Source organism: Streptomyces sp. NBC_00637 (assembly GCF_045161545.1).
GTDB lineage: Bacteria > Actinomycetota > Actinomycetes > Streptomycetales > Streptomycetaceae > Streptomyces.
In genome coordinates this window covers 1415575-1435570 of the sequence record NZ_CP109046.1, presented here as the reverse complement: position 1 = coordinate 1435570, position 19996 = coordinate 1415575, and the positions used below count along the sequence as shown (strand labels likewise).

Annotated in this window: 17 protein-coding genes and 1 pseudogene; 14 read left to right on the top strand and 4 right to left on the bottom strand. The window is 71.9% G+C overall.

Annotated features, from left to right (window positions below):
- Positions 1 to 156 precede the first annotated feature (156 nt).
- Positions 157 to 1953 (bottom strand): coagulation factor 5/8 type domain-containing protein, encoded by a 1797-nt coding sequence (locus OG440_RS06230; RefSeq protein ID WP_406005824.1) that lies wholly within the window; start codon positions 1951 to 1953, stop codon positions 157 to 159.
- Positions 1954 to 2183: 230 nt separating this feature from the next.
- On the opposite strand from OG440_RS06230, the gene OG440_RS06225 reads away from it, so the two are divergent.
- The 5 genes from OG440_RS06225 (at position 2184) to OG440_RS06205 (ending at position 7741) form a co-directional block, all read left to right on the top strand.
- Entirely contained in the window at positions 2184 to 3503 is a 1320-nt protein-coding gene (locus tag OG440_RS06225; protein WP_406005823.1) for an ABC transporter substrate-binding protein, read from the top strand.
- Positions 3504 to 3508: 5 nt separating this feature from the next.
- Complete coding sequence (locus OG440_RS06220) at positions 3509 to 4495, top strand: carbohydrate ABC transporter permease (protein WP_406005822.1); 987 nt, start codon at positions 3509 to 3511, stop codon at positions 4493 to 4495.
- A gap of 7 nt (positions 4496 to 4502) precedes the next feature.
- Positions 4503 to 5342 (top strand): carbohydrate ABC transporter permease, encoded by an 840-nt coding sequence (locus tag OG440_RS06215; protein ID WP_406011267.1) that lies wholly within the window; start codon positions 4503 to 4505, stop codon positions 5340 to 5342.
- A 29-nt stretch (positions 5343 to 5371) separates the two neighbouring features.
- The gene (locus tag OG440_RS06210; protein ID WP_406005821.1) at positions 5372 to 6730 is read left to right on the top strand and encodes a GH1 family beta-glucosidase; all 1359 of its coding nucleotides are present in this window, start codon (positions 5372 to 5374) and stop codon (positions 6728 to 6730) included.
- A gap of 153 nt (positions 6731 to 6883) precedes the next feature.
- Positions 6884 to 7741, top strand: coding sequence for an alpha/beta fold hydrolase (locus tag OG440_RS06205; RefSeq protein WP_406005820.1), 858 nt, complete (start codon positions 6884 to 6886; stop codon positions 7739 to 7741).
- An 80-nt stretch (positions 7742 to 7821) separates the two neighbouring features.
- Here OG440_RS06205 and OG440_RS06200 read toward each other — a convergent pair whose 3' ends face one another.
- Positions 7822 to 8214, bottom strand: coding sequence for an SCO5389 family protein (locus OG440_RS06200; RefSeq protein ID WP_406005819.1), 393 nt, complete (start codon positions 8212 to 8214; stop codon positions 7822 to 7824).
- 71 nt (positions 8215 to 8285) lie between these two features.
- Complete coding sequence (locus tag OG440_RS06195) at positions 8286 to 9239, bottom strand: ArsA-related P-loop ATPase (protein WP_406005818.1); 954 nt, start codon at positions 9237 to 9239, stop codon at positions 8286 to 8288.
- Between the two features lie 126 nt (positions 9240 to 9365).
- Here OG440_RS06195 and OG440_RS06190 point away from each other — a divergent pair.
- The 6 genes and pseudogenes from OG440_RS06190 to OG440_RS06165 form a co-directional block, all read left to right on the top strand.
- Positions 9366 to 9893: pseudogene (locus OG440_RS06190) on the top strand (GNAT family N-acetyltransferase); the annotation flags it as partial.
- 178 nt (positions 9894 to 10071) lie between these two features.
- Positions 10072 to 11601, top strand: a complete 1530-nt coding sequence (locus OG440_RS06185) for an ABC transporter substrate-binding protein (protein ID WP_406005817.1) — start codon at positions 10072 to 10074, stop codon at positions 11599 to 11601.
- 5 nt (positions 11602 to 11606) lie between these two features.
- On the top strand, positions 11607 to 13400 hold the full coding sequence (locus tag OG440_RS06180) for an ABC transporter permease subunit (protein ID WP_406005816.1): 1794 nt from the start codon (positions 11607 to 11609) through the stop codon (positions 13398 to 13400).
- Positions 13397 to 14650 (top strand): MFS transporter, encoded by a 1254-nt coding sequence (locus OG440_RS06175; RefSeq protein WP_406005815.1) that lies wholly within the window; start codon positions 13397 to 13399, stop codon positions 14648 to 14650. The genes OG440_RS06180 and OG440_RS06175 overlap by 4 nt, the downstream gene beginning before the upstream one ends.
- Before the next feature lie 76 nt (positions 14651 to 14726).
- On the top strand, positions 14727 to 15389 hold the full coding sequence (locus OG440_RS06170; RefSeq protein WP_406005814.1) for a hypothetical protein: 663 nt from the start codon (positions 14727 to 14729) through the stop codon (positions 15387 to 15389).
- Positions 15390 to 15445: 56 nt separating this feature from the next.
- Positions 15446 to 16183, top strand: a complete 738-nt coding sequence (locus OG440_RS06165) for a YcnI family protein (RefSeq protein ID WP_406005813.1) — start codon at positions 15446 to 15448, stop codon at positions 16181 to 16183.
- 74 nt (positions 16184 to 16257) lie between these two features.
- On the opposite strand, the gene OG440_RS06160 is transcribed toward OG440_RS06165, so the two are convergent.
- Positions 16258 to 17013: a CDP-alcohol phosphatidyltransferase family protein gene (locus tag OG440_RS06160; RefSeq protein WP_406005812.1), complete on the bottom strand. Its 756-nt coding sequence runs from the start codon at positions 17011 to 17013 to the stop codon at positions 16258 to 16260.
- A gap of 108 nt (positions 17014 to 17121) precedes the next feature.
- Here OG440_RS06160 and OG440_RS06155 point away from each other — a divergent pair, with 108 nt between their 5' ends.
- The 3 genes from OG440_RS06155 (at position 17122) to OG440_RS06145 (ending at position 19814) form a co-directional block, all read left to right on the top strand.
- Positions 17122 to 18111 carry a zinc-binding alcohol dehydrogenase gene (locus OG440_RS06155; protein ID WP_406005811.1) on the top strand — a complete coding sequence of 330 codons (990 nt, stop codon included), beginning with the start codon at positions 17122 to 17124 and terminating at the stop codon, positions 18109 to 18111.
- A 111-nt stretch (positions 18112 to 18222) separates the two neighbouring features.
- Positions 18223 to 18621, top strand: coding sequence for a 6-pyruvoyl trahydropterin synthase family protein (locus tag OG440_RS06150; RefSeq protein ID WP_406005810.1), 399 nt, complete (start codon positions 18223 to 18225; stop codon positions 18619 to 18621).
- Complete coding sequence (locus OG440_RS06145) at positions 18618 to 19814, top strand: glycosyltransferase family 4 protein (protein WP_406005809.1); 1197 nt, start codon at positions 18618 to 18620, stop codon at positions 19812 to 19814. Before OG440_RS06150 ends, OG440_RS06145 begins: the two co-directional genes overlap by 4 nt.
- The last annotated feature ends 182 nt before the right edge of the window (positions 19815 to 19996 follow it).

Here is a 19996-nt window from a genome sequence, read left to right as displayed (position 1 = left end):
GCCGCAGGTCACCTTGTCGGTTCGTGCCACGAACGCCTGACATATTCGTGGCACGAACCGGAGGCCAGGCATCCCCTGGTGCTTCTGGTGCTTCTGGTGCTCCTGGTGCGCACGGCGCGGGCCGGCTGCTCAGGAGCTCGGTGCCGCCCAGGTGGGTCAGGGATACGACACCACGGTCGACGGCACCGTCGACGTGCCGGAAGTCGGCGCCCCGAGGTCGTTGATGACGTGCTCGTACTGGCCTTGGCCGCCCAGGGAGACCACCAGCAGGTCGTGGAACTTCACGCCCGGTACGTCGGGCGCGGCGAAGCCGTGGTGCTGGACGATCGTCGGGTCGACGTTGTAGAAGCAGTAGCTGCCCAGGCCCCAGCCCTCGTGCCGGGTGACGTGGTTGCCGACCTTGTAGGCGGCGTAACCGTTTACCGAGCCGTTCTGGATCGCCGCCTGGTTCGGCGCGTCGTAGGCCTTCTCGTTCTGGAAGAAGATCGTGCGGCCGCGCTGGCCGTTCCACTGCACGTCGTACTTGTTGAAGTGCTCCACGAACAGGCCCGTGGCCAGCACGTCGTGTCCGTTGACGACGACGCCGTAGTCGGCGCGGTTGGCCTCCCAGCCGACGCCCTCGCCGTGGTCCGCGCGCCAGACCCAGGTGTGGTCGACGATCGTGTGGCGGTTGTTGATCACCATGCTGGTGGTGGCCTTGCCCGGGCCCGCCCCGCCGATCCGGACGAACACGTCCTGGACGGTGGTGGGGTTGGCGGAGTGGTCGCGCGACGCGCCGGTCGGACCGACCTCCAGCAGGACCCGGGAGTTGACGGGACCGGCGTCGATGAGGAAGCCCGCCAGCCGGACCCCGTCGACGTCGGCCACCTTCAGCGCGGTGACGCCGTTGTCCGGGATCAGGGTGGCGTACCCCAGGCCCAGCACGACGGTGTTCGCGCGGTTCACCCGGATCGGCCGGTCGAGGTGGTAGATCCCCGGGGTCAGCAGCAGGTTCAGGCCCTGTGCGAGGGCCTGGTCGAGTGTGGCGGCGGTGACGCCCGGCTTGGCGACGTAGAACCGTGACAGGGGCAGCGAGCTGCCGCGCGGTGTGCCGTTGCCCCAGCTGACCCCGCGCGCGTCGGTGCGCTTGGCGGGCAGGAAGACGCGGAACGCCCCGGCGCCGTCGACGTACAGGAACGGCTTCTCCCGGGACACCGGGGTCGTGTGGAGCGTCGTGTACGGCGGGTTCGGGAAGCTCTGGGCGGGAGCGCCCTCCACCCCCGAGAACACCATGTTCCACACGCCGTTGAGCCAGCTGCCGATCGCGCTGTCGCGGGTGTACCACTGCTGCTGCGAGTACGGGCCGATCTCGCCCTCGATGCGGCTGTCGGCGATGTAGCCGCCACTGGCCCAACCGTAGCCGGACGGGGCGAGGTTGAGACCGCCGCGTATGTGCATCCGGCGGAACGGGGCCGCCTGGGCGACCGCCCACCGGTTGGTGCCGCCGACCGGGACGAGCGCGAGGTTCTCCGCCGAACGCCAGAAGTTCTGCGTGGCGTTGCCGCCGAACCAGCCCGCGTCGACGGTCACGTCCCCGTTGATGGTCGTGTCGTCGGGGGACAGGCCGAGGCCGGCGATCGAGGTGTAGAAGCCGAGTTGGGCGTTGAGACCGTGGTAGGTACCGGGGCGGAACAGCAACGCGTAGCGTCCGGTGCCGAACTGGGCCGCTTCCTGCTGCCGGAACACGGCGTCCAGCCGGCCCTGGATGTCCGGGGTCGACGGGTCGAAGACGAGGACGTTCGGGCCGAGGTCGCCCCCGCCCGGGAGCGCGCGCACACGCTTTGCGCTTGGGGCGGCGGAGGCCGGCGCGGAGGCGAGTCCCGCGAGGGCGGGGGCCGCCGCGGCGGTGGCGGCTGCGGCGAGGACCGCTCTGCGGCGCACGGCGGGCGTCTCCGACGACGGAGTGTGGGGCATGGGCGGCTCTCCTCGGTCCAGGCCGCTCGAAGTGAACGGCTGATTTAAGGAAGTGAACGATCGCTTGCTTGAGAGCGCTCTCTCAGCGCTGAATGCTTCAACTACCCGAACGTGCGCGTCAAGTACTGGGAGCCGAGTTCCCCCGACTGTGCCGTAACTCTTGACGCAGGCCGCTTCCGAGGTTTAACTCACGTCCTAAATTAAGTCCTGATGACACCGGGAGCCGACCCATGCGCACCATCCGAGCCGCGGCCACAGGCGCCGTCGTCATGTCCCTCGCCCTCGCGGCAACGGCCTGTGGAGGCGGCACCTCGACGGACGGCGAGGGTTCCAACAAGTCGCCCAAGACCCTGACGTACTGGGCCTCGAACCAGGGCGCGAGCATCGAGGTGGACAAGAAGGTCCTCCAGCCCGAACTCGACAAGTTCGAGAAGCAGACCGGGATCAAGGTGAAGCTGGAGGTCGTCCCCTGGTCGGACCTGCTCAACCGGATCCTCACGGCGACCACGTCCGGCCAGGGCCCCGACGTCCTGAACATCGGCAACACCTGGTCGGCCTCGCTCCAGGCCACCGGCGCGCTGCTGCCCTGGGACGAGGCGAACCTCGCGAAGATCGGAGGCAGAAACCGTTTCGTCGAATCCGCGCTCGGTTCGACCGGAGCGCAGGGCAAGGACCCGGCCGCGGTGCCGCTGTACTCGATGGCCTACGCCCTGTACTACAACAAGCAGATCTTCGCCGACGCCGGCATAGCCCAACCGCCCGCCACCTGGGCCGAGTTGGTGGCCGACGGCAAGAAGATCCAGGCGAAGGGCAAGCAGGTCCTGGGCGCCGAGGGCGCGAACGTCTCGGAAAACGTCCATCACGTCTTCGTCTTCGCCAAGCAGCACGGGGCCGACTTCTTCACCGCCGAGGGAAAGCCCGACTTCACGTCCGACGGGGCGGTCGCCGCGGTCAAGCAGTACGTCGACCTCATGGCGAAGGACAAGGCCATCCCGCAGGGCAACGCCGAGTACGCGCAGAACCAGTCCGTGAGCGACTTCGCCAAGGGGAAGACGGCGATGCTGCTGTGGCAGACGGCGTCCGCCAACCTCAAGTCCCAGGGCATGAGCGAGGACAAGTACGGCATCGCGCCGGTGCCCGTGCAGTCCAGCACCCCCGGCACCGGCACGCAGGTCAACTCGATGGTCGCGGGCATCAACCTGGCGGTCTTCAAGAACACCGACAACCTCGACGGCGCCACCGAGTTCGTGAAGTTCATGACCGGCGGCGAGGAGCAGAAGATCCTCAACAAGGCCTACAGCACCATTCCGCCCGTCGCCTCCGCCCAGGCGGACGCCGGCTTCAACTCCGCCGCGAACGCCGTCCTGAAGGACACCCTCGCCAAGAGCGCCGCCGCGCTGCCGCAGGTCGCCGACGAGTCGCAGTTCGAGACGGTGATCGGTACGGCCGTCAAGGAGCTGTTCGCCGACGCGGCCGCCGGGCGCCCGGTGACCACCGAGTCGGTGAAGGCCAAGCTCGCCAAGGCCCAGCAGCAGATGCCGACGAAGTGAGCACGATGACCACCACAGCCGAGGTCGAAAAGCCTCGCGCAGACCCCGGATCCGGCCGGGCCCCGCGTCCGCGTCCCGGCCGGATCCGCCGCATCGGACTGCCCTACCTGCTGCTCCTGCCCGCCCTCGTCCTCGAACTCCTCGTGCACCTCGTGCCGATGGTGATCGGCATCGTGATGAGCTTCAAGGAGCTCACCCAGTTCTACATCCGTGACTGGGGAACGGCCCCCTGGTCAGGCTTCGACAACTACCGGGTGTCGGTCGACTTCGACGCCCCCGTCGGCGAGGCACTGCTGCACTCCTTCCTCGTCACCGTGGGCTTCACGCTGCTCTCGGTGGGCCTGTGCTGGCTCATCGGCACCGCGGCGGCGATCTTCATGCAGGACGGCTTCCGCGGAAGGGGCCTGCTGAGGGCGCTGTTCCTGGTGCCGTACGCCCTGCCGGTCTACGCGGCCGTGATCACCTGGGTCTTCATGTTCCAGCACGACAACGGCCTGGTGAACCACGTCCTGCACGACCAGCTGCAGCTCACCGACAAGCCGTCCTTCTGGCTGATCGGCGACAACAGTTTCTACGCGTTGCTCACCGTGTCGGTGTGGAAGGGCTGGCCGTTCGCCTTCCTCATCGTCATGGCCGGGCTGCAGAACATCCCGGGCGAGCTGTACGAGGCCGCCGCACTGGACGGGGCGGGCGTCTGGCAGCAGATCCGCCGCATCACCCTGCCGTCCCTGGGCCCGGTCAACCAGGTCCTGATCCTGGTCCTGTTCCTCTGGACGTTCAACGACTTCAACACGCCGTTCGTCCTGTTCGGGCGGGCCGCGCCGGAGGCCGCGGACCTCATCTCGGTCCACATCTACCAAGCCTCCTTCGTGACCTGGAACTTCGGCACGGGCTCGGCGATGTCGGTCCTGCTGCTGCTCTTCCTGCTGGCCGTGACGGGCGTCTACCTGGCCGTCACCTCGCGCGGACGGAGGGCTTCCCGTGCGTCGTAACTCCCCGATGGCACCACCGGGTTCGTTCCTCTGGTCCCGGCGGATCTTCCTCACCCTGCTCACCGGCTTCGTGCTGCTGCCCGTGTACGTGATGGTCTCCAGTTCCCTGAAGCCCCTCGCGGACGTCACGGGCAAGTTCCGCTGGCTGCCCAGCGGCCTGACGATCCGCCCCTACATCGACATCTGGTCGACGATCCCGCTCGCCAGGTACTTCGTGAACTCGCTGGTCGTGGCCGGCGCGGCGACGGTCTGCTCGGTGGTGATCGCCGTGTTCAGCGCGTACGCGGTGAGCCGTTACGACTTCCGTGGGAAACGGGTTTTCACGGTCACCGTGCTGTCCACGCAGATGTTCCCCGGCATCCTCTTCCTCCTCCCGCTGTTCCTGCTCTACGTCAACATCGGCGACGCCACCGGCATCGCGCTGTTCGGCTCGCGCGGCGGCCTGATCCTGACCTATCTGACGTTCTCCCTCCCCTTCTCCATCTGGATGCTGATCGGCTACTTCGACTCGGTGCCACGCGACCTCGACGAGGCGGCGCTGGTGGACGGCTGCGGTCCGCTCGGCGCGCTCTTCCGGATCGTCGTACCGGCCGCGATCCCCGGCATCGTGGCGGTCGCCGTCTACGCGTTCATGACCGCCTGGGGAGAGGTGCTGTTCGCCTCCGTCATGACCAACGACACCACCCGCACGCTCGCCGTCGGACTCCAGGGCTACTCCACCCTGAACAACGTCTACTGGAACCAGATCATGGCCGCCTCGCTGGTCGTCAGCGTGCCGGTGGTGGCCGGCTTCCTGCTGCTGCAGCGCTATCTCGTCGCCGGGCTGACCGCCGGAGCCGTGAAGTGAGCAACCACCCCGATTCCGAAGGGACTTCAGTGACCATCGACTTTGCCGCCCTGCCCCGGGACTTCCTGTGGGGGACCGCCACCTCGGCTTACCAGATCGAGGGAGCCGTGGCGGAGGACGGCCGATCGCCCTCGATCTGGGACACGTTCTCGCACACTCCCGGGAAGATCGCGGGCGACGACCACGGTGACGTCGCCTGCGACCACTACCACCGCTGGCGCGAGGACATCGGCCTGATGCGGCAACTCGGCGCGAACGCCTACCGGTTGTCGGTCTCCTGGCCCCGGGTGGTGCCGGGCGGCGACGGCCCGGCGAACGCCAAGGGCCTCGGCTTCTACGACCGGTTGATCGACGGCCTGCTGGAGGCGGGCATCACCCCGTCCGTCACCCTGTACCACTGGGACCTTCCGCAGGCACTCCAGGACCGCGGGGGCTGGCCCGAGCGGGAGACCGCCGAGCACTTCGCCGCGTACGCGGCGGTCGTCGCCGACCGGCTGGGCGACCGCGTCACCCACTGGGCCACCCTGAACGAACCTCTGTGCTCGGCCTGGATCGGCCACCTCGAGGGCAAGATGGCCCCCGGTCTCACGGACCTGACGGCGGCCGTCCGCGCCTCCTATCATCTGCTCCTCGGCCACGGACTCGCCGTCCAGGCCATCCGGGCGGCGGTCCCGCGCGCCGAGATCGGCATCGTCAACAACCTCTCCACCGTCCACCCCGCCACCGGCCGCCCCGAGGACATCGCCGCCGCCCGCCGTATGGACGGCCACACCAACCGCTGGTGGCTCGACCCCGTGCACGGCCGGGGCTTCCCGGCCGACATGCGGGAGGTGTACGGCGTCGAACTCCCCGAACAGCCGGGCGACCTGGCGACGATCGCCGCCCCGCTGGACTGGCTGGGCCTGAACTACTACTTCCCGGCGACGGTGAGCGACGACCCCGACGGCCCCGCCCCGCACGCCCGGTCCGTCCGCCGGGACGGGGTCCCGCGCACCGGCATGGACTGGGAGGTAGACCCGAGCGGCATCGAGACACTGCTGCTGCGCCTGACCGACGAGTACGGCGCACGTCGGCTGTACGTCACGGAAAACGGTTCCTCGTACCCCGACACCGTCCGCCCCGACGGCACCGTCGACGACCCCGAGCGCCAGGCCTATCTGACCGGCCACCTCGCCGCCTGCGCCTCCGCCGCCCGCAAGGGCGCGCCCCTGGCCGGCTACTTCGCCTGGTCCCTGCTGGACAACTTCGAGTGGGCGTACGGCTACGACAAGCGCTTCGGCCTCGTCCATGTCGACTACGGCACCCAGACCCGCACGATCAAGGGCACCGGACGCCACTACGCGGACATCATCCGTCGCCACCGGGAGGGGGCGGTGAAGGCCGCCTGAGGGGGGCGGGGCACGGGCGGGCACGGGTATCGACAAGGGGACCCCGTGCCCGCCGTGCTCCCCGATGGGGCGGCGTCGGTCGTCCGCGCGGAGGTGGGGGAAGGCCGTCGAAACCGCTTGTTCCGTTTCCGCCGCCCTGAAACGCTCAGGCGCATGATCACCTTCACCGCCCACGACGGAACCCGCCTCGCCTGCCACGAGTCCGGAGACGGGCCGCCCCTGGTCTGTCTGCCCGGTGGGCCCATGCAGTCCGCCGCATACCTGGGCGACCTGGGCGGGCTCACCGCTCACCACCGGCTCATCGGGCTGGACCCGAGAGGCACGGGGGAGTCGGCGATTCCGCGGGACACGTCGTCGTACCGGTGCGATCGCCTCGTCGACGACATCGAGGCCCTGCGTGAGCATCTCGGCCTCGGCCGTATCGATCTGCTCGCGCACTCCGGCGGAGCCAACCTGGCGGTCCTCTACGCCGCCCGCCACCCCGACCGCGTCGGCCGCCTCCTGCTGATCACCCCCAGCGTCTACGCCCTCGGCCTCGAGATCACCGCGGAGGACCGTCTGGGCACGGCCCGCCTGCGTCGGGGCGAACCATGGTTCGCCCCCGCGTACGCGGCCCTGGAAGCGGTTACCGCCGGGCGGGCCACGGCCGACTCGTGGAGCGCCGTCGCCCCCTTCTGGCACGCTCGCTGGGACGAGGCGGCCCGCGCCTTCGACGAGGCCGGCGAGCGGGCGAAGAACCACGAGGCGGCGGCCGTGTACACCGCCGAGGGCGCCTTCGCCCCGGCTGCCACCCGCGAGGCACTGGCCACCTTCGCGTCCCCTGTCCTGCTCCTGGCGGGGGAGTGGGACCTCGCGGCTCCGCCACCCGTGATGAGGGAGTTCGCGGAACTGTTCCCGGAAACGGACCTCATCGTGCAGCCGGGTGCGGGGCACTTTCCCTGGCGGGACGATGCCGCACGCTTCGTGGCCACCGTGAAGGCGTTCACGGACGGCGCCGCCGGTCCTGCGTGATCCGAGTGGGGCGCTGACGCGGGGCCGGCCCTCGGCGGGCCGACCCGTGCACGGCATCCGGTCGGCCCGCCTGTCGGGGATCAGCAGTCCCGCAGTTCCGCCGACTGGTTCAGTACCTGGGCCCGGGTCGAGGTGAACCGCGCGTAGGTGGACCCGTCGCGGGCGCCCGGGCGGAAGGCCGCCACCCGGTGGCAGTTCTGGAAGGCCAGGGTCACGCCGAAGTGGCGCTCCAGGCTGCCGCGGATGGCGTCGCTGGCGAGGGCACGCAGGAGCTGGCCGCGTTCCCGCTCGGACGGGGGAGGGGTCTGGTTGTCGGTGAACTCGCCGACTCCGGCGTGCAGTTCGGTGGCGAGGCCGGCGATGAGGTCGTAGGCGTAGGGGAGGGAGACGCGGACCGTGTCCACGAAGTCCTCCTCGCGGATGGCGCCGGCTTCGGCCTCGGAGAGGAGCTTGGGGGAGACGTCGAGAGACATGGGTGTCCTGTTCTGGTGGAGGGGTGGGGGAGGGGCCGCGCCCGCCTCGACGCGCGCGGGGTCTTCTCAGGTCAGTGAAGTGAGGCCGGGCCCGGGACGAACTCCGGGTCCACCTGGGCGGCCAGGTTCTGACCGGTCGCCGCGTCCGCCCAGGCGCGGGCGTTGCGGAGGTGGAACTCCACGGCGTGGCGGTGGAGGAGGGGCCAGTTCTTCTCGCGGGAGTCGACTCTCTCGCGCAGGAGGGCGAGTGCGTGGCGGTTGGTGTCCTCCAACTCGCCCTGGGGATCGCCCCGTTCGGCCGAGCGGACCCAGGGGGAGTGGACGAGGTGGGTGAGGAGGTCGTCACCCACCTCCTCCTTCAGGAAGAGCAGGTCGTCCTCGCCGGTCACCTTGTTGCCGACCACGGCGAGGGGGATGCCGAACTCGCGGGCGTGGTCGCGGTACTGGCGGTAGACGGAGACGCCCTTGCGGGTGGGTTCGGCCACCAGGAACGTCATGTCGAAGCGGGTGAAGAGGCCGGAGGCGAAGGCGTCGGCGCCGGCCGTCATGTCCATCACCAGGTACTCGCCGGGACCGTCCACCAGATGGCTCAGGTAGAGCTCCACCGCGCCCAGTTTGGAGTGGTAGCAGGCCACACCCAGGTCGCTCTCGTCGAACTCGCCCGTCACCATCAACGGCACGCCACCGACCTCCTGGACGTGCCGCGCGTGCAGTGCGTCGTCGCCGAGCAGACGCAGCAGCCGTGAGCCGCGGCCCGGCGGGGTCGTCTTGACCATCACCTCACGGGAGGCGATCCGCGCGTTGGTGCCGCGCAGCAGGTCCTTGATGTCGCCCAGATGCGCGGCCAGGGGCGGCGCCGCGAAGGGAGCCGTGCGGGCCGCGGGGTCGAGAGCCTCCGCCAGATGCTGGTTGATGTCGCCGTCCACGGCCAGCACCGGTGCCCCGGATCGCGCCAACTGCCGGGCGAACAGGGCCGAGAGGGTCGTCTTGCCGCTGCCGCCCTTCCCCACGAACGCGACGCGCATCACAGCACCCCCTTGTTGAAAATGAATGTCATGTGGCTAGATTTAGGGGCGCGTGACGATCTCTGTCAAATCCGGGAGTGGCGGTTAAGTGATCAACCTTCTTTGCTTATTGCCTATGATGCGCAAGTGCGTCACTACTGCATCAGGCCCGCGGGCCCCGAGGACCTCGACGGCGCCCGAGCCGTCATGCTCGACACCGTCTACCGCGATTTCGGTACCGGCTACGTGCCCCGCTGGCACGGCGACATCATCGACCCGGTCGCCGCCTACCTCGTCCCGGCCCGGCACGTCCTGCTGGTCGCGCTCGACGGCGAGGACGGCGAGGTCGTCGCGACGGCGGCGCTCGACTCCCGGGGTCCCGTGCACCCGCCGAACCCGCGCGAAGTCGCCGAGCGCTACCCCTCCGGCGCGACCGCGCAGTTGCGCCGTGTCTACGTCCGCCGGGAGCACCGGCGGCGCGGCCTCGCCCGGCGGCTGGTCGCCGGACTCCTCGCCTTCGCGGCCGCGGACGGCGGCTACCGGTCCGTCTATCTGCACACGGATCCGGCGGTCGAAGGAGCCGAGGGGTTCTGGCGCTCGCTCGGCACCGTGGTGCACGACGAGCGGGAAGGCGTGACCGGCGGTCAGAGCATCGTGCACTTCGACGTCCCGCTCGATGCCCCCCTCGGCGCTCTTCCCCCCGCCTCTCCCTTCCCCTTCGCCCCTCCGGCTCCTTCCATCCCCGCCGTGCCCTTCACCCCCTCCGCACCCGTCACCCCCGTCACCCCCTTCGCCCCTTCCGCTTCTCCTGCCCCGCCCTCCTCTCGCCCTCGTCCCTCAGGCCGGTAACCCCATGCGCTTTCCCCGCCGTTCCCGCCGTCCCCGCGGCCCCCGTCCGCCCCGGCTGCTCGCCGCGGCTCTCCTCACCCCGCTGCTCGCCGGCTGCTTCGCCTCCTCAGGTGGTGACGGCGCCGCGGCCTCCGGCGCCGAAGACGGCTCCCGGCTGCGTGTCGCCCTCGCCTTCCCGCCCGCCGAGAACCTGTCCCCTTATGGCGCCGACGCGACGATCCTCAGTCGCCTCGGCGTCACCGAGGGGCTGACCGGCCTCGACGCCAACGGCGCCGCCGTCCCCGCGCTCGCCACCTCCTGGCGCCGCGAGGACGACCGCACCTGGCTGTTCACCCTGCGCGAGGCCGCCTTCCAGGACGGTACGGTCGTCACTCCCGCCGCCGTCGCCGCCTCCCTCGCGCACGCCACCGAGGCGGAGCCGGCCCCGGCCGCGCTGTCCGGCGTCACCCTCACGGCGAAGGCGGAGGGCAGTACCGGCGTACGCGTCACCACCGCCGCCCCCGACCCGGTCCTGCCCCTGCGCCTGTCCAGTCCCGCTCTCGCCGTCCTCGCTCCGAAGGCCTACGGCGAGAAGGGCGCGGTCGACCCGGTCGGCACCGCCACCGGACCCTTCGAACTCACCGAGGTCACCGGCGCCACCGCCGCCGACCTCGACCGCTTCGACGAGTACTGGGGCGGCCGGGCCCAGGCCTCCGGTCTCCAGGTGCGCTTCATCGCCGACGGCACCGCCCGCGCCAACGCCCTGCGCACCGGACAGGTCGACCTCGCCGAGGCGATACCCGTCGCCCAGGCCCCCACCCTCGACGCGGACACCCGCCGCGAGACCGCCACGACCCGCACCACCAGCCTGCTTCTCAACGCGAAGTCGGGCGTTTTCAGGGACCCGACGATGCGGGCCGCCGCGCGGGCGGCCGTCGACACCTCCGCCCTCGCCAAGGGCGTCTACGAGGGTCACGCGGACGCCGGCGCCGGCATCTACGGCCCCGCCGTCACCTGGGCCGAGGGCAAACGTGTCCAGCCTGCCGGACGGGTGCCGGCCGGCAGGCCCGGCGGCGCCTCGCTCACCCTCGCCACCTACGACAACCGACCCGAACTCCCGGAAACGGCGCAGGTGTTGAAGCAGCAGTTGGAGAACGCCGGCTTCAAGGTGAGGCTGGAGGTGCGGGAGTATTCGAGGCTGGAGAGCGACGCGCTCGCGGGGAGGTTCGACGCCTTCGTCGGTGCCCGCAACAGCCTCCTCGACACCGGCGACCCCGTCTCGCTCCTGGCCGCCGACTTCACCTGCGACGGCGGCTACAACCTCGCCCTGCTCTGCGACAAGGGCGTCGACCGGGCGGTCGCCAAGGCGCAGACGGTGGCCGACACCGACCAGCGGCAGGACGCCGTCATGGCCGCCGAGGCCGCGATCCTCGGCACGGACGCCGTCATCCCGCTCGTCCACCAGCGCGTCGTCACCGGTGTGGGCGCCGAGGTCGGCGGTGTGCTCCTCGACCCGTACGAGCGCACGCTCGTCGGCACCGGCACCCGGCGCTGACGGGCGTGCGGAACAGGCTGGGCGCGCTGCTGTGGCGTGCCGTGCTGGCCGTGCTGCTGGTGTGCGGCATCGGGCTGCTGCCCTGGCTGTCGCACACCGACCCGGCGCTGACCGTGCTCAAGGCGCGGTCCGCCGACCGGGACGCGACCCCCGAGGTGCTCGCCGAAGTCCGCGCCCAACTCGGTCTACAGGAAGGCCCGTTGCCGCTGCTCGGACAGTGGCTCGCGGAGTTGTCGCGCGGCGACGCCGGGCAGTCGTGGATCTCCGGTTCCGATGTCCTGCCCGGCGTTCTCGAGGCACTCGGCGCGTCGCTGCTGCTGATGGTGGCGGCGCTGACGGTCGCCCTGGTCACCGCCGCCGGTGTGTGCGCCCGCACCCTGCACCTCGGTGCGCGGCGGTGCCTGGAGGGGCGGCCCGCCGGGGGCTCCGGGTCCGCCGTGCTCGCCGCGCTGCCCGAGTTCCTGACCGCTTCGGTGCTCGCCACCGTCGTCGGTGTGCAGTGGGGATGGCTTCCCGCCCTCGGCTGGTACGGCCCGCAGTGGACCGTGCTGCCCGCGCTCGCCCTGGGCCTGCCCGCCGGTGCGGTGCTCGGGCGGCTCCTCGACGACCAGTTGCCGGCCGCCTTCGCCGAACCCTGGGCGCTGGCCGCCGCCGCGCGCGGACTTCCCGGCCGGAGCATCGCCCGTAAGGCGCTGCGCCGCTGTGTGCCCGGACTGCTGCCCAACCTCGGGCTGTTCGTCGTGGGCCTGACCGGCGGGTCCGTCGCCGTGGAGCAGATCTTCGACATCCCCGGGCTCGGCCGGACCACCCTGCAGGCCGCGATCGCGCAGGACCTGCCCGTCCTCCAGGCCGGCACCCTCGTCCTCGTCGCCCTCGCGGCCCTCACCACCGGCGGCGCCAAGCTCGCCGCCCGGCTGCTCATCGGTCCCGCGTTGCGCGACGGTGCTTTGCATACACTCCACCGGCCACCGCCACCGGTCCGCAGGATCCTGCCTATTGCATACGGTCTCCTGTTGTCCGTCGTCATCTCCCTCGGGCTGCCCCGCGATCCGCTCGCCCTCGACACCACGGACCGCCTTCGACCCCCCTCCGCCGCCCATCCGTTCGGCACCGACGCGCTCGGCCGCGACGTCCTCGCCCGGGTCGCGCACGGCGCCCTCGACACCCTGCTCCTCGCGCTCGCCATCAGCGCGATCGCCCTGACGGCCGGAGTGGTGCTCGGGCTCCTGCCCCGGGTGTCCGGGCCGCTCGTCGACACCGTGAACGCCGTACCGCCGGTGCTCGCCGCGCTTCTCGTCGCCGCCGTCTGGGGAAGCGGGCCCACGACGCCCGTTCTCGCCGTGGCGGTCGTGGCCTGGGCGCCGCTCGCCGCGCACACCTCCGCGCTGCTGCGGCAGGAACGGGCCACCCTCCACCTGACCGCCACCCGCTCCCTCGGTGCGGGGCCCGGCCGGCTGCTGAGGAGCGAGCTCCTGCCCGCCGTCCTCCCGCCCGTGGCCCGGCACGCCCTGCTGCGCCTGCCCGGCGTCGCCCTCGCCCTGGCCTCCCTCGGCTTCCTGGGTCTGGGCGCCCAGCCGCCGTCCCCCGAGTGGGGTCTGCTCCTCGCCGAGAACCAGCCCTACGCCGAACGCGCTCCCTGGGCCGTTCTCGCCCCCGCCACCGTCCTCGCCCTCCTCGGCGCGCTGGCGGTGACCGCGGCCGGCGGGCTGCGGCGGCCGCGGCCGCGACACGCGCGTACGGCAGTCCGGACCGCCGACGAACAGCCGTCCCCGTTGACGGAGTTGGTGGGCACCGGATGACGGCGATGCACCTCATCCCGCGCCGCGACGCGGCGGGGACACCACCTCTCTCCCCTCTGCTGCGCTTGCTGATCGCCACGCAACTCGCCTTCAACATCGGCTTTTTCGCCGTCCTGCCCTTCCTCGCCGGGCATCTGGGCGAGGCGGTCGGCATGGCGGGCTGGCTGGTCGGATTCGTGCTGGGGCTGCGGACCTTCAGCCAGCAGGGGCTGTTCGTGGTCGGCGGAGCGCTCGCCGACCGGTACGGCGTCCGGCCCGTCGTGCTCGCCGGGTGCGCGCTGCGCATCGCCGGGTTCGGCTGGCTCGGGTACGCCGAACAGACCTGGACCGTCGTCGGGGCGGTGCTGCTGATCGGGTTCGCGGCCGCGCTGTTCTCACCCGCCGTCGAGTCCGAGGTGGTGCGGCAGGCCGTCGTGCACGAGGAGTCGGGCGGTGGGCCGCGCACCCGGGTGCTCGCGCTGTTCACCGTCTCCGGGCAGGCCGGGGCGTTCGCCGGACCGCTGCTCGGGGCGCTGCTCCTCGCCGTCGACTTCCGCGCGGTGTGCCTGGCCGGAGCCGGCGTCTTCGTCCTCGTCCTGGCGGCTCACGCCCGGCTGCTGCCGCAGCACCTCCCCGGCCGCTCCCGGGTGCACCTGCGCGGCGGTGTCGGCCCGTTGCTCCGCAACCGCCGCTTCCTCGCTCTGTGCTGCGCGTACGGCACCTATCTCCTCGCCTACAACCAGCTCTACCTCGCCCTGCCCGCCGAGGTGGAGCGCGCGGCCGCCTCGCAGACGCCGCTGGCCTGGCTGTTCGCGCTGTCGTCGCTGCTCGTGGTGACCGCCCAGTTGGCGGTCACCCGGTGGGCGGGGGAGCGGCTCGACCCGCGCCGCTGCATGGCGGCCGGGCTCGCGCTGATCGCCGCGGGATTCGCCGTCGTGGCCGCAGCCCGGCCGGCGGGCCGGACCGGGGCGGCCGGGCTGCTGCCCGTCGTCGTGTTCGTCCTGCTGCTCACGCTCGGTCAGATGCTCGTCGTCCCCGCCGCCCGCGCCTGGGTGCCCGACCTCGCCGAGAAGGGCCGGCTGGGCCTGTACACCGGGGCACTGTCCTCGGTGTCCGGGCTGATCGTGCTGCTCGGCAGCGCGGCCACCGGCACCCTCCTGGACGCCGGGCTGCCACCGGCCGTTCCCTGGCTTCTGCTGGCCGCCGTACCGGCGGCGGCCGTGGCCCTCCTTCCCGGAGGGCGTGAACGCGGGCTTCCCCGCAGCGCATGACCACGGGCTGCCCCGCAAGACATGAACGCGGGAGCGGCCGCCGACGTATCAGTCGGGCGTGGGAGGATCCCTCACCATGACCGCGTCCCCGGCCGTCCGGAGTCTGCGCGCCGCGGTGTTCGCCGCGGTGTGCGTGCTGCTGGCCGCCGCCGGGCACGGGCTCGCGACGGGTGACACACCGCCGCCGTGGACGGACGCCGCAGGATTCCTGGCCGTCTTCGCCGCCGGGTGGCTGCTCGGCGCCCGGGAACGCGCGCTGCCGGGGATCGGCGCGGCCATGCTGGCCACCCAGGCCGGCCTGCACATCGCCTTCGACGCGGCCCGCGCCGGCCCGGCCGCGCGGACCATGCCCACGATGCCGATGGCGTCCCCGCACGCAATGCAGGCGCACGCAATGCAGGCACACGCGATGCAGGCGCACGCCCTGCACGCGCACGCTGTTCACCTGCACGCCCACACCGTCACGGCCCTGACCCCGCACACGACGGCGGCCCATGTTCTCGCCGCGCTGGTCGCCTCCTGGTGGCTGCGGCGCGGAGAGGCCGCCCTGTGGTCGCTGCTGCGCTGGGCGGTCGCGTTCCTGCCGGGCCTCGCGGCCTGGTGGCGGGGGACTCCCGTCCCGCTGCCCGTGCCGTCGGTCCGCCCCGCCGTCCCTGCTCCGGTCCCGCCCCGGCAGTTGATGCTGCGTCACGCGGTGAGCCGCCGCGGACCGCCTACCCCGCTCCCGTACGCGATCTGACCCCGAGCCGGCCCGTGCCGGACCCCCATCCTCATCTGTACGGAGAGCACTCACTCATGTCCACGACACACCCCGTCCTGCGCCGCGCCGGTCTCGGCACCGTGCTCGCCGCCGCCGCGGTCCTCGCCGCCGCCGGCGTCGCCTCCGCGCACGTCACCGTGCACCCCGAGAGCTACGCCAAGGGAGCCACCGACGGCGTCCTCAATTTCCGGGTCCCCAACGAGGAGGACGCCGCGAGCACCACCAAAGTCCAGGTCTTCCTGCCCACCGACCATCCCGTGCTCGGCGTGCTGGTGCACCCGCAGGACGGCTGGACCGCGAAAGTGACCACCACGAAGCTCCGGACACCGGTCAAGACCGACGACGGCACGATCACCGAGGCCGTCTCGGAGATCACCTGGACCGGCGGGAAGATCGGCGCGGGCCAGTACGAGGACTTCGACGTCGCCTTCGGTCAACTCCCCGACGACACCGGTCAGCTGGCCTTCAAGACCCTCCAGACCTACTCCGACGGCACGACCGTCCGCTGGATCGAGGAGGCCGTCGCGGGCGCGGACGAACCGGAGAACCCGGCGCCGGTGCTGAAGCTGACGGCGGCAGCGGCGGACGACGGCGACAGCGCCGCAGGCGCCGGCTCGAAGAGCGCGGACGGCACGGAACAGACCACCGTCACCGCCACCGCCACCGACGACTCCACGGCCCGGGGACTGGGCATCGTGGGCCTGGTCGTCGGGGTGCTGGGTCTCGCTGCGGCGGCCTTCGCCGTCGTACGGACGCGGTCGGCACGGCCGTAAGCACCCGGAAGGCCCATGGGGCAGGGCCCGTACCGTGGCACCCGGTCCGGGCCCTGCCCCATGGGAGAGGTGCGTTACACGAGTTCCAGGACCTGCGGCGCCGGAGCCTGCGTCGCGATCCGGGAGGTCCTCCACAGCCACAGCACGTCCCGGCCGAAGGACCACACGAGTGAGCCGAGTGCCAGGGTGACGACGGCGAAGTTGGCCGCGTACGGCAGCAGGTTCGCGCCCGCCAGCAGCAGCAGGACACCCTGGAGCGCGGCGACCGTCTTGCGGGCGGTGCTCGGCGGGAGCGGGGCGTTCAGCCAGGGGGCGACGCGGGCCGCCGCGACGAACACGTAGCGCATGCCGCCGATCAGCAGGACCCACGGGCCCAGCGCCATCGAGACGTACACGCTGAGGACCAGGATCAGGAACGCGTCGACCTCCATGTCGAAGCGCGCGCCCAGCGCCGTCGAGGTGCCGGTACGGCGGGCGACCTTGCCGTCGACGCCGTCGAGGATCAGCGCCACGGCCGTCAGGCCGACCAGCAGCGTCACCGGCGGCGTGCTCTCGAAGGAGTCCGCCACCAGCGCGGTCACCCCGCCGACCAGGGTCGCCCGGCCGAGCGTCACCCGGTTGGCCGGGCCGAACGAGCGCAGGCTGGAGCGGTGCAGCGCCCGGGAGAGCACCCCCCAGGTGGCGATGGCGAAGACGAGACCGGTCACCCAGCCCGCCGGCCCCAGGCCGATCGCCGAGCCGAGCAGAGCCAGCAACAGGATCTGAACGCCCGCTCCCACAGCGGTCTCCTGCTGGACCAGCCTTGCGTCGTAAGTGTTGTTCAGGGCCACCGCACATTCCTCCGGCCAGATGACAAAGATGATCAGTGCCGCGTACTGTGCGCGGACTGTGCACACCTCGGTACGTGGGCCGGTTGCCGATCGTTCAGGAGGATGCCGATGTCTGTCACCGCTCGCGCGTTCTGGGTCAGCTCTCCGGGTGAGGGGGAGATCCGCGAGGTGGTCGTTCCCGACCCGGCCGAGGACGAGGTGCTGGTGCGCTCGTTGTGGTCCGGCGTCAGCCGGGGCACGGAGACCCTCGTCTTCGGCGGCCGGGTGCCCGAGAGCCAGCACGCGGCGATGCGGTCGCCGTTCCAGGAGGGCGACTTCCCGGCTCCCGTGAAGTACGGCTACCTCAACGTCGGGGTGGTGGAGAAGGGTCCGGCGGCGCTGGTCGGGCGCACGGTCTTCTGCCTCTACCCGCACCAGACGCGGTACGTCGTCCCGGCGGCGGCGGTGACGGTCGTACCTGACTCGGTGCCCGCGCCGCGGGCCGTCCTCGCCGGCACGGTCGAGACGGCCGTCAACGCGCTGTGGGACGCGGCGCCGCTGGTCGGCGACCGGATCGCCGTGGTCGGCGGTGGCATGGTCGGCTGCTCGGTGGCCGCGCTGCTGGCCCGTTTCCCCGGGGTCCGGGTGCAGCTGGTGGACGCCGACCCGGCCCGCGCGAAGGTGGCCGAGGCCCTCGGTGTCGACTTCGCCCTTCCCGAGGACGCCCGTGACGGCCTCGACCTGGTCGTGCACGCCAGCGCCACCGAACAGGGCCTCACGCGTTCCCTGGAGCTGCTGTCCGCCGAGGGCACCGTCCTCGAACTGAGCTGGTACGGCGACCGGAAGGTCTCCCTCCCGCTCGGCGAGGACTTCCACTCGCGGCGGCTGGTCATCCGCAGCAGCCAGGTCGGCACCGTCTCGCCGGCCCGTCGCTCCAGCCGCTCGTACGCCGACCGGCTCGCGCTCGCCCTGGAGCTGCTGGCCGACCCGGCGCTCGACGCCCTCGTCACCGGAGACAGCGCTTTCGAGGAGCTGCCGGAGGTCATGCCGAAGCTCGCGAAGGGCGAGATTCCGGCCCTGTGTCACCGCATCGGGTACGAACAAGAGCGCCTGACCTGAGAAAAGAGTGAGATCGGGCTGAACAGGGGGAAGCGAAGAGCCGTACTACACGGCATCCCCCGGCGGCCAACTGCCGGGGGAGCAGAGGCGCCGCACCTGGAGGGTCGTCCGTTGTTCAGTGTCACCGTCCGCGATCACATCATGATCGCCCACAGCTTCCGCGGCGAGGTCTTCGGACCCGCGCAGCGTCTGCACGGAGCGACGTTCCTCGTGGACGCCACTTTCCGCCGCGAGCAGCTGGACGACGACAACATCGTCGTCGACATCGGGTTGGCCACGCAGGAGCTCGGCGCGGTGGTCAGCGAGCTGAACTACCGCAACCTCGACAACGAGCCCGAATTCGCCGGGGTCAACACCTCGACCGAGTTCCTGGCCAAGGTCGTCGCGGACCGGCTCGCGGAGCGGATCCACAAGGGCGCGCTCGGGGAGGGCGCCCGGGGCATCGCCGCCATCGCGGTCAGCCTGCACGAGTCGCACATCGCCTGGGCGAGTTACGAGCGTGCGCTGTGACCGACGTGACCCTGGAGAAGGCCGCGGTGCAGCAGGCCCCGCTCGCCTACGTGCCCGCACAGGCCCCGCTTCCCAAGATCGGCGGGATCATCCCCATGTCCCTGCGTTCGGTGCAGTTCGTGATGCCGGGTGGTGTCGACGACCTGGCGAACCCCAGCGGCGGCAACGCCTACGACCGGCGTCTGTGCCTGGATCTGCCCGGCTTCGGATGGCGGGTGCACCAGCACCGGGTGGGCGGATCCTGGCCACGCCCGGACGCGGCCGCCCGCGCTGATCTGGCGCGGACGCTGCGGGAGTTCCCCGACGGCACGGTCGTCCTCCTCGACGGCCTCGTGGCCTGCGGGGTGCCGGAGATCATCGTCCCCGAGGCGGAGCGGCTGCGGCTCGCCGTCCTCGTCCACCTTCCGCTGGGCGACGAGCGGGGCCTCGCGCCCGAGGCGGCGGCCGAGCTCGACGCCAAGGAGCGGGACGTGCTGCGGGCCGTCCCCGCGGTGATCGCCACCAGCGACTGGGCGGTCCGCCGTCTCGTCTCCCACCACGGACTCGCCCCCGACCGGGTCCATGTCGCCGCCCCCGGCGCCGACATCGCCCCCCTCGCCTCCGGCACCGACGGCGTGTCGCGCCTGCTGTGCGTGGCCGCCGTCACCCCGCGCAAGGGCCAGCACCGGCTGGTGGAGGCCCTGGCCGCGGCGAGGGACCTCCCGTGGAGCTGTGTGTGCGTGGGCGGCCTCCAGCAGGACCCGGAGTACGTCGCCCGGCTGCGCGCACTGATCGCCGGGTACGGGCTGCAGGACCGGCTGGAACTGGCGGGCCCGAAGGCCGGCGCCGAGCTCGACGCCGCCTACGCCTCCGCCGACCTGATGGTCCTCACCTCCTACGCGGAGACGTACGGCATGGCCGTCACCGAGGCGCTCGCCCGCGGCATCCCCGTCCTCGCGACGGACGTCGGCGGGCTGCCGGAGGCGGTCGGCCGTGCCCCCGACGGCGGCGTCCCCGGCATCCTCGTCCCGCCGGAGGACCCGGCCGCCCTCGCGGTCGAGCTGCGGGGTTGGTTCGGCGAGGCCGACGTACGACGTCGCCTCAAGGCCGCCGCACGCGGCCGCCGCGCGGCGCTGAACGGCTGGGCGACGACCGCCCAGAGCCTGGCCGGTGTCCTCGGCCGGCTTTCCAGCGAACCCCGGAGGGCGGCATGAGGAAGACGACGGCGACCCCGGCCGACGTGGCACGACGTGTGGGCGGCATCCCGGCGCAGCCGGTCCGGATGGAGGCTGGTTCCGTGGTGGAGTCCCTGATCCCCGACGTCGGCTCCGCGGCACGCGCGGTGGCACCGGCCGCGCAGTCCGTGTCGCAGCCGTCGGCTTCCGCGGGCGCGCCG

What these genes read in the sequence shown, in the direction of transcription:
- OG440_RS06185 (WP_406005817.1), top strand. Translation starts at nt 10,072, where the DNA reads ATGCGCTTTCCCCGCCGTTCCCGCCGTCCCCGCGGCCCCCGTCCGCCC.
- OG440_RS06155 (WP_406005811.1), top strand. Translation starts at nt 17,122, where the DNA reads ATGTCTGTCACCGCTCGCGCGTTCTGGGTCAGCTCTCCGGGTGAGGGG.
- OG440_RS06205 (WP_406005820.1), top strand. Translation starts at nt 6,884, where the DNA reads ATGATCACCTTCACCGCCCACGACGGAACCCGCCTCGCCTGCCACGAG.
- OG440_RS06165 (WP_406005813.1), top strand. Translation starts at nt 15,446, where the DNA reads ATGTCCACGACACACCCCGTCCTGCGCCGCGCCGGTCTCGGCACCGTG.
- OG440_RS06230 (WP_406005824.1), bottom strand. Translation starts at nt 1,953, where the DNA reads ATGCCCCACACTCCGTCGTCGGAGACGCCCGCCGTGCGCCGCAGAGCG.
- OG440_RS06175 (WP_406005815.1), top strand. Translation starts at nt 13,397, where the DNA reads ATGACGGCGATGCACCTCATCCCGCGCCGCGACGCGGCGGGGACACCA.
- OG440_RS06225 (WP_406005823.1), top strand. Translation starts at nt 2,184, where the DNA reads ATGCGCACCATCCGAGCCGCGGCCACAGGCGCCGTCGTCATGTCCCTC.
- OG440_RS06170 (WP_406005814.1), top strand. Translation starts at nt 14,727, where the DNA reads ATGACCGCGTCCCCGGCCGTCCGGAGTCTGCGCGCCGCGGTGTTCGCC.
- OG440_RS06195 (WP_406005818.1), bottom strand. Translation starts at nt 9,239, where the DNA reads ATGCGCGTCGCGTTCGTGGGGAAGGGCGGCAGCGGCAAGACGACCCTC.
- OG440_RS06200 (WP_406005819.1), bottom strand. Translation starts at nt 8,214, where the DNA reads ATGTCTCTCGACGTCTCCCCCAAGCTCCTCTCCGAGGCCGAAGCCGGC.
- OG440_RS06215 (WP_406011267.1), top strand. Translation starts at nt 4,503, where the DNA reads ATGGCACCACCGGGTTCGTTCCTCTGGTCCCGGCGGATCTTCCTCACC.
- OG440_RS06220 (WP_406005822.1), top strand. Translation starts at nt 3,509, where the DNA reads ATGACCACCACAGCCGAGGTCGAAAAGCCTCGCGCAGACCCCGGATCC.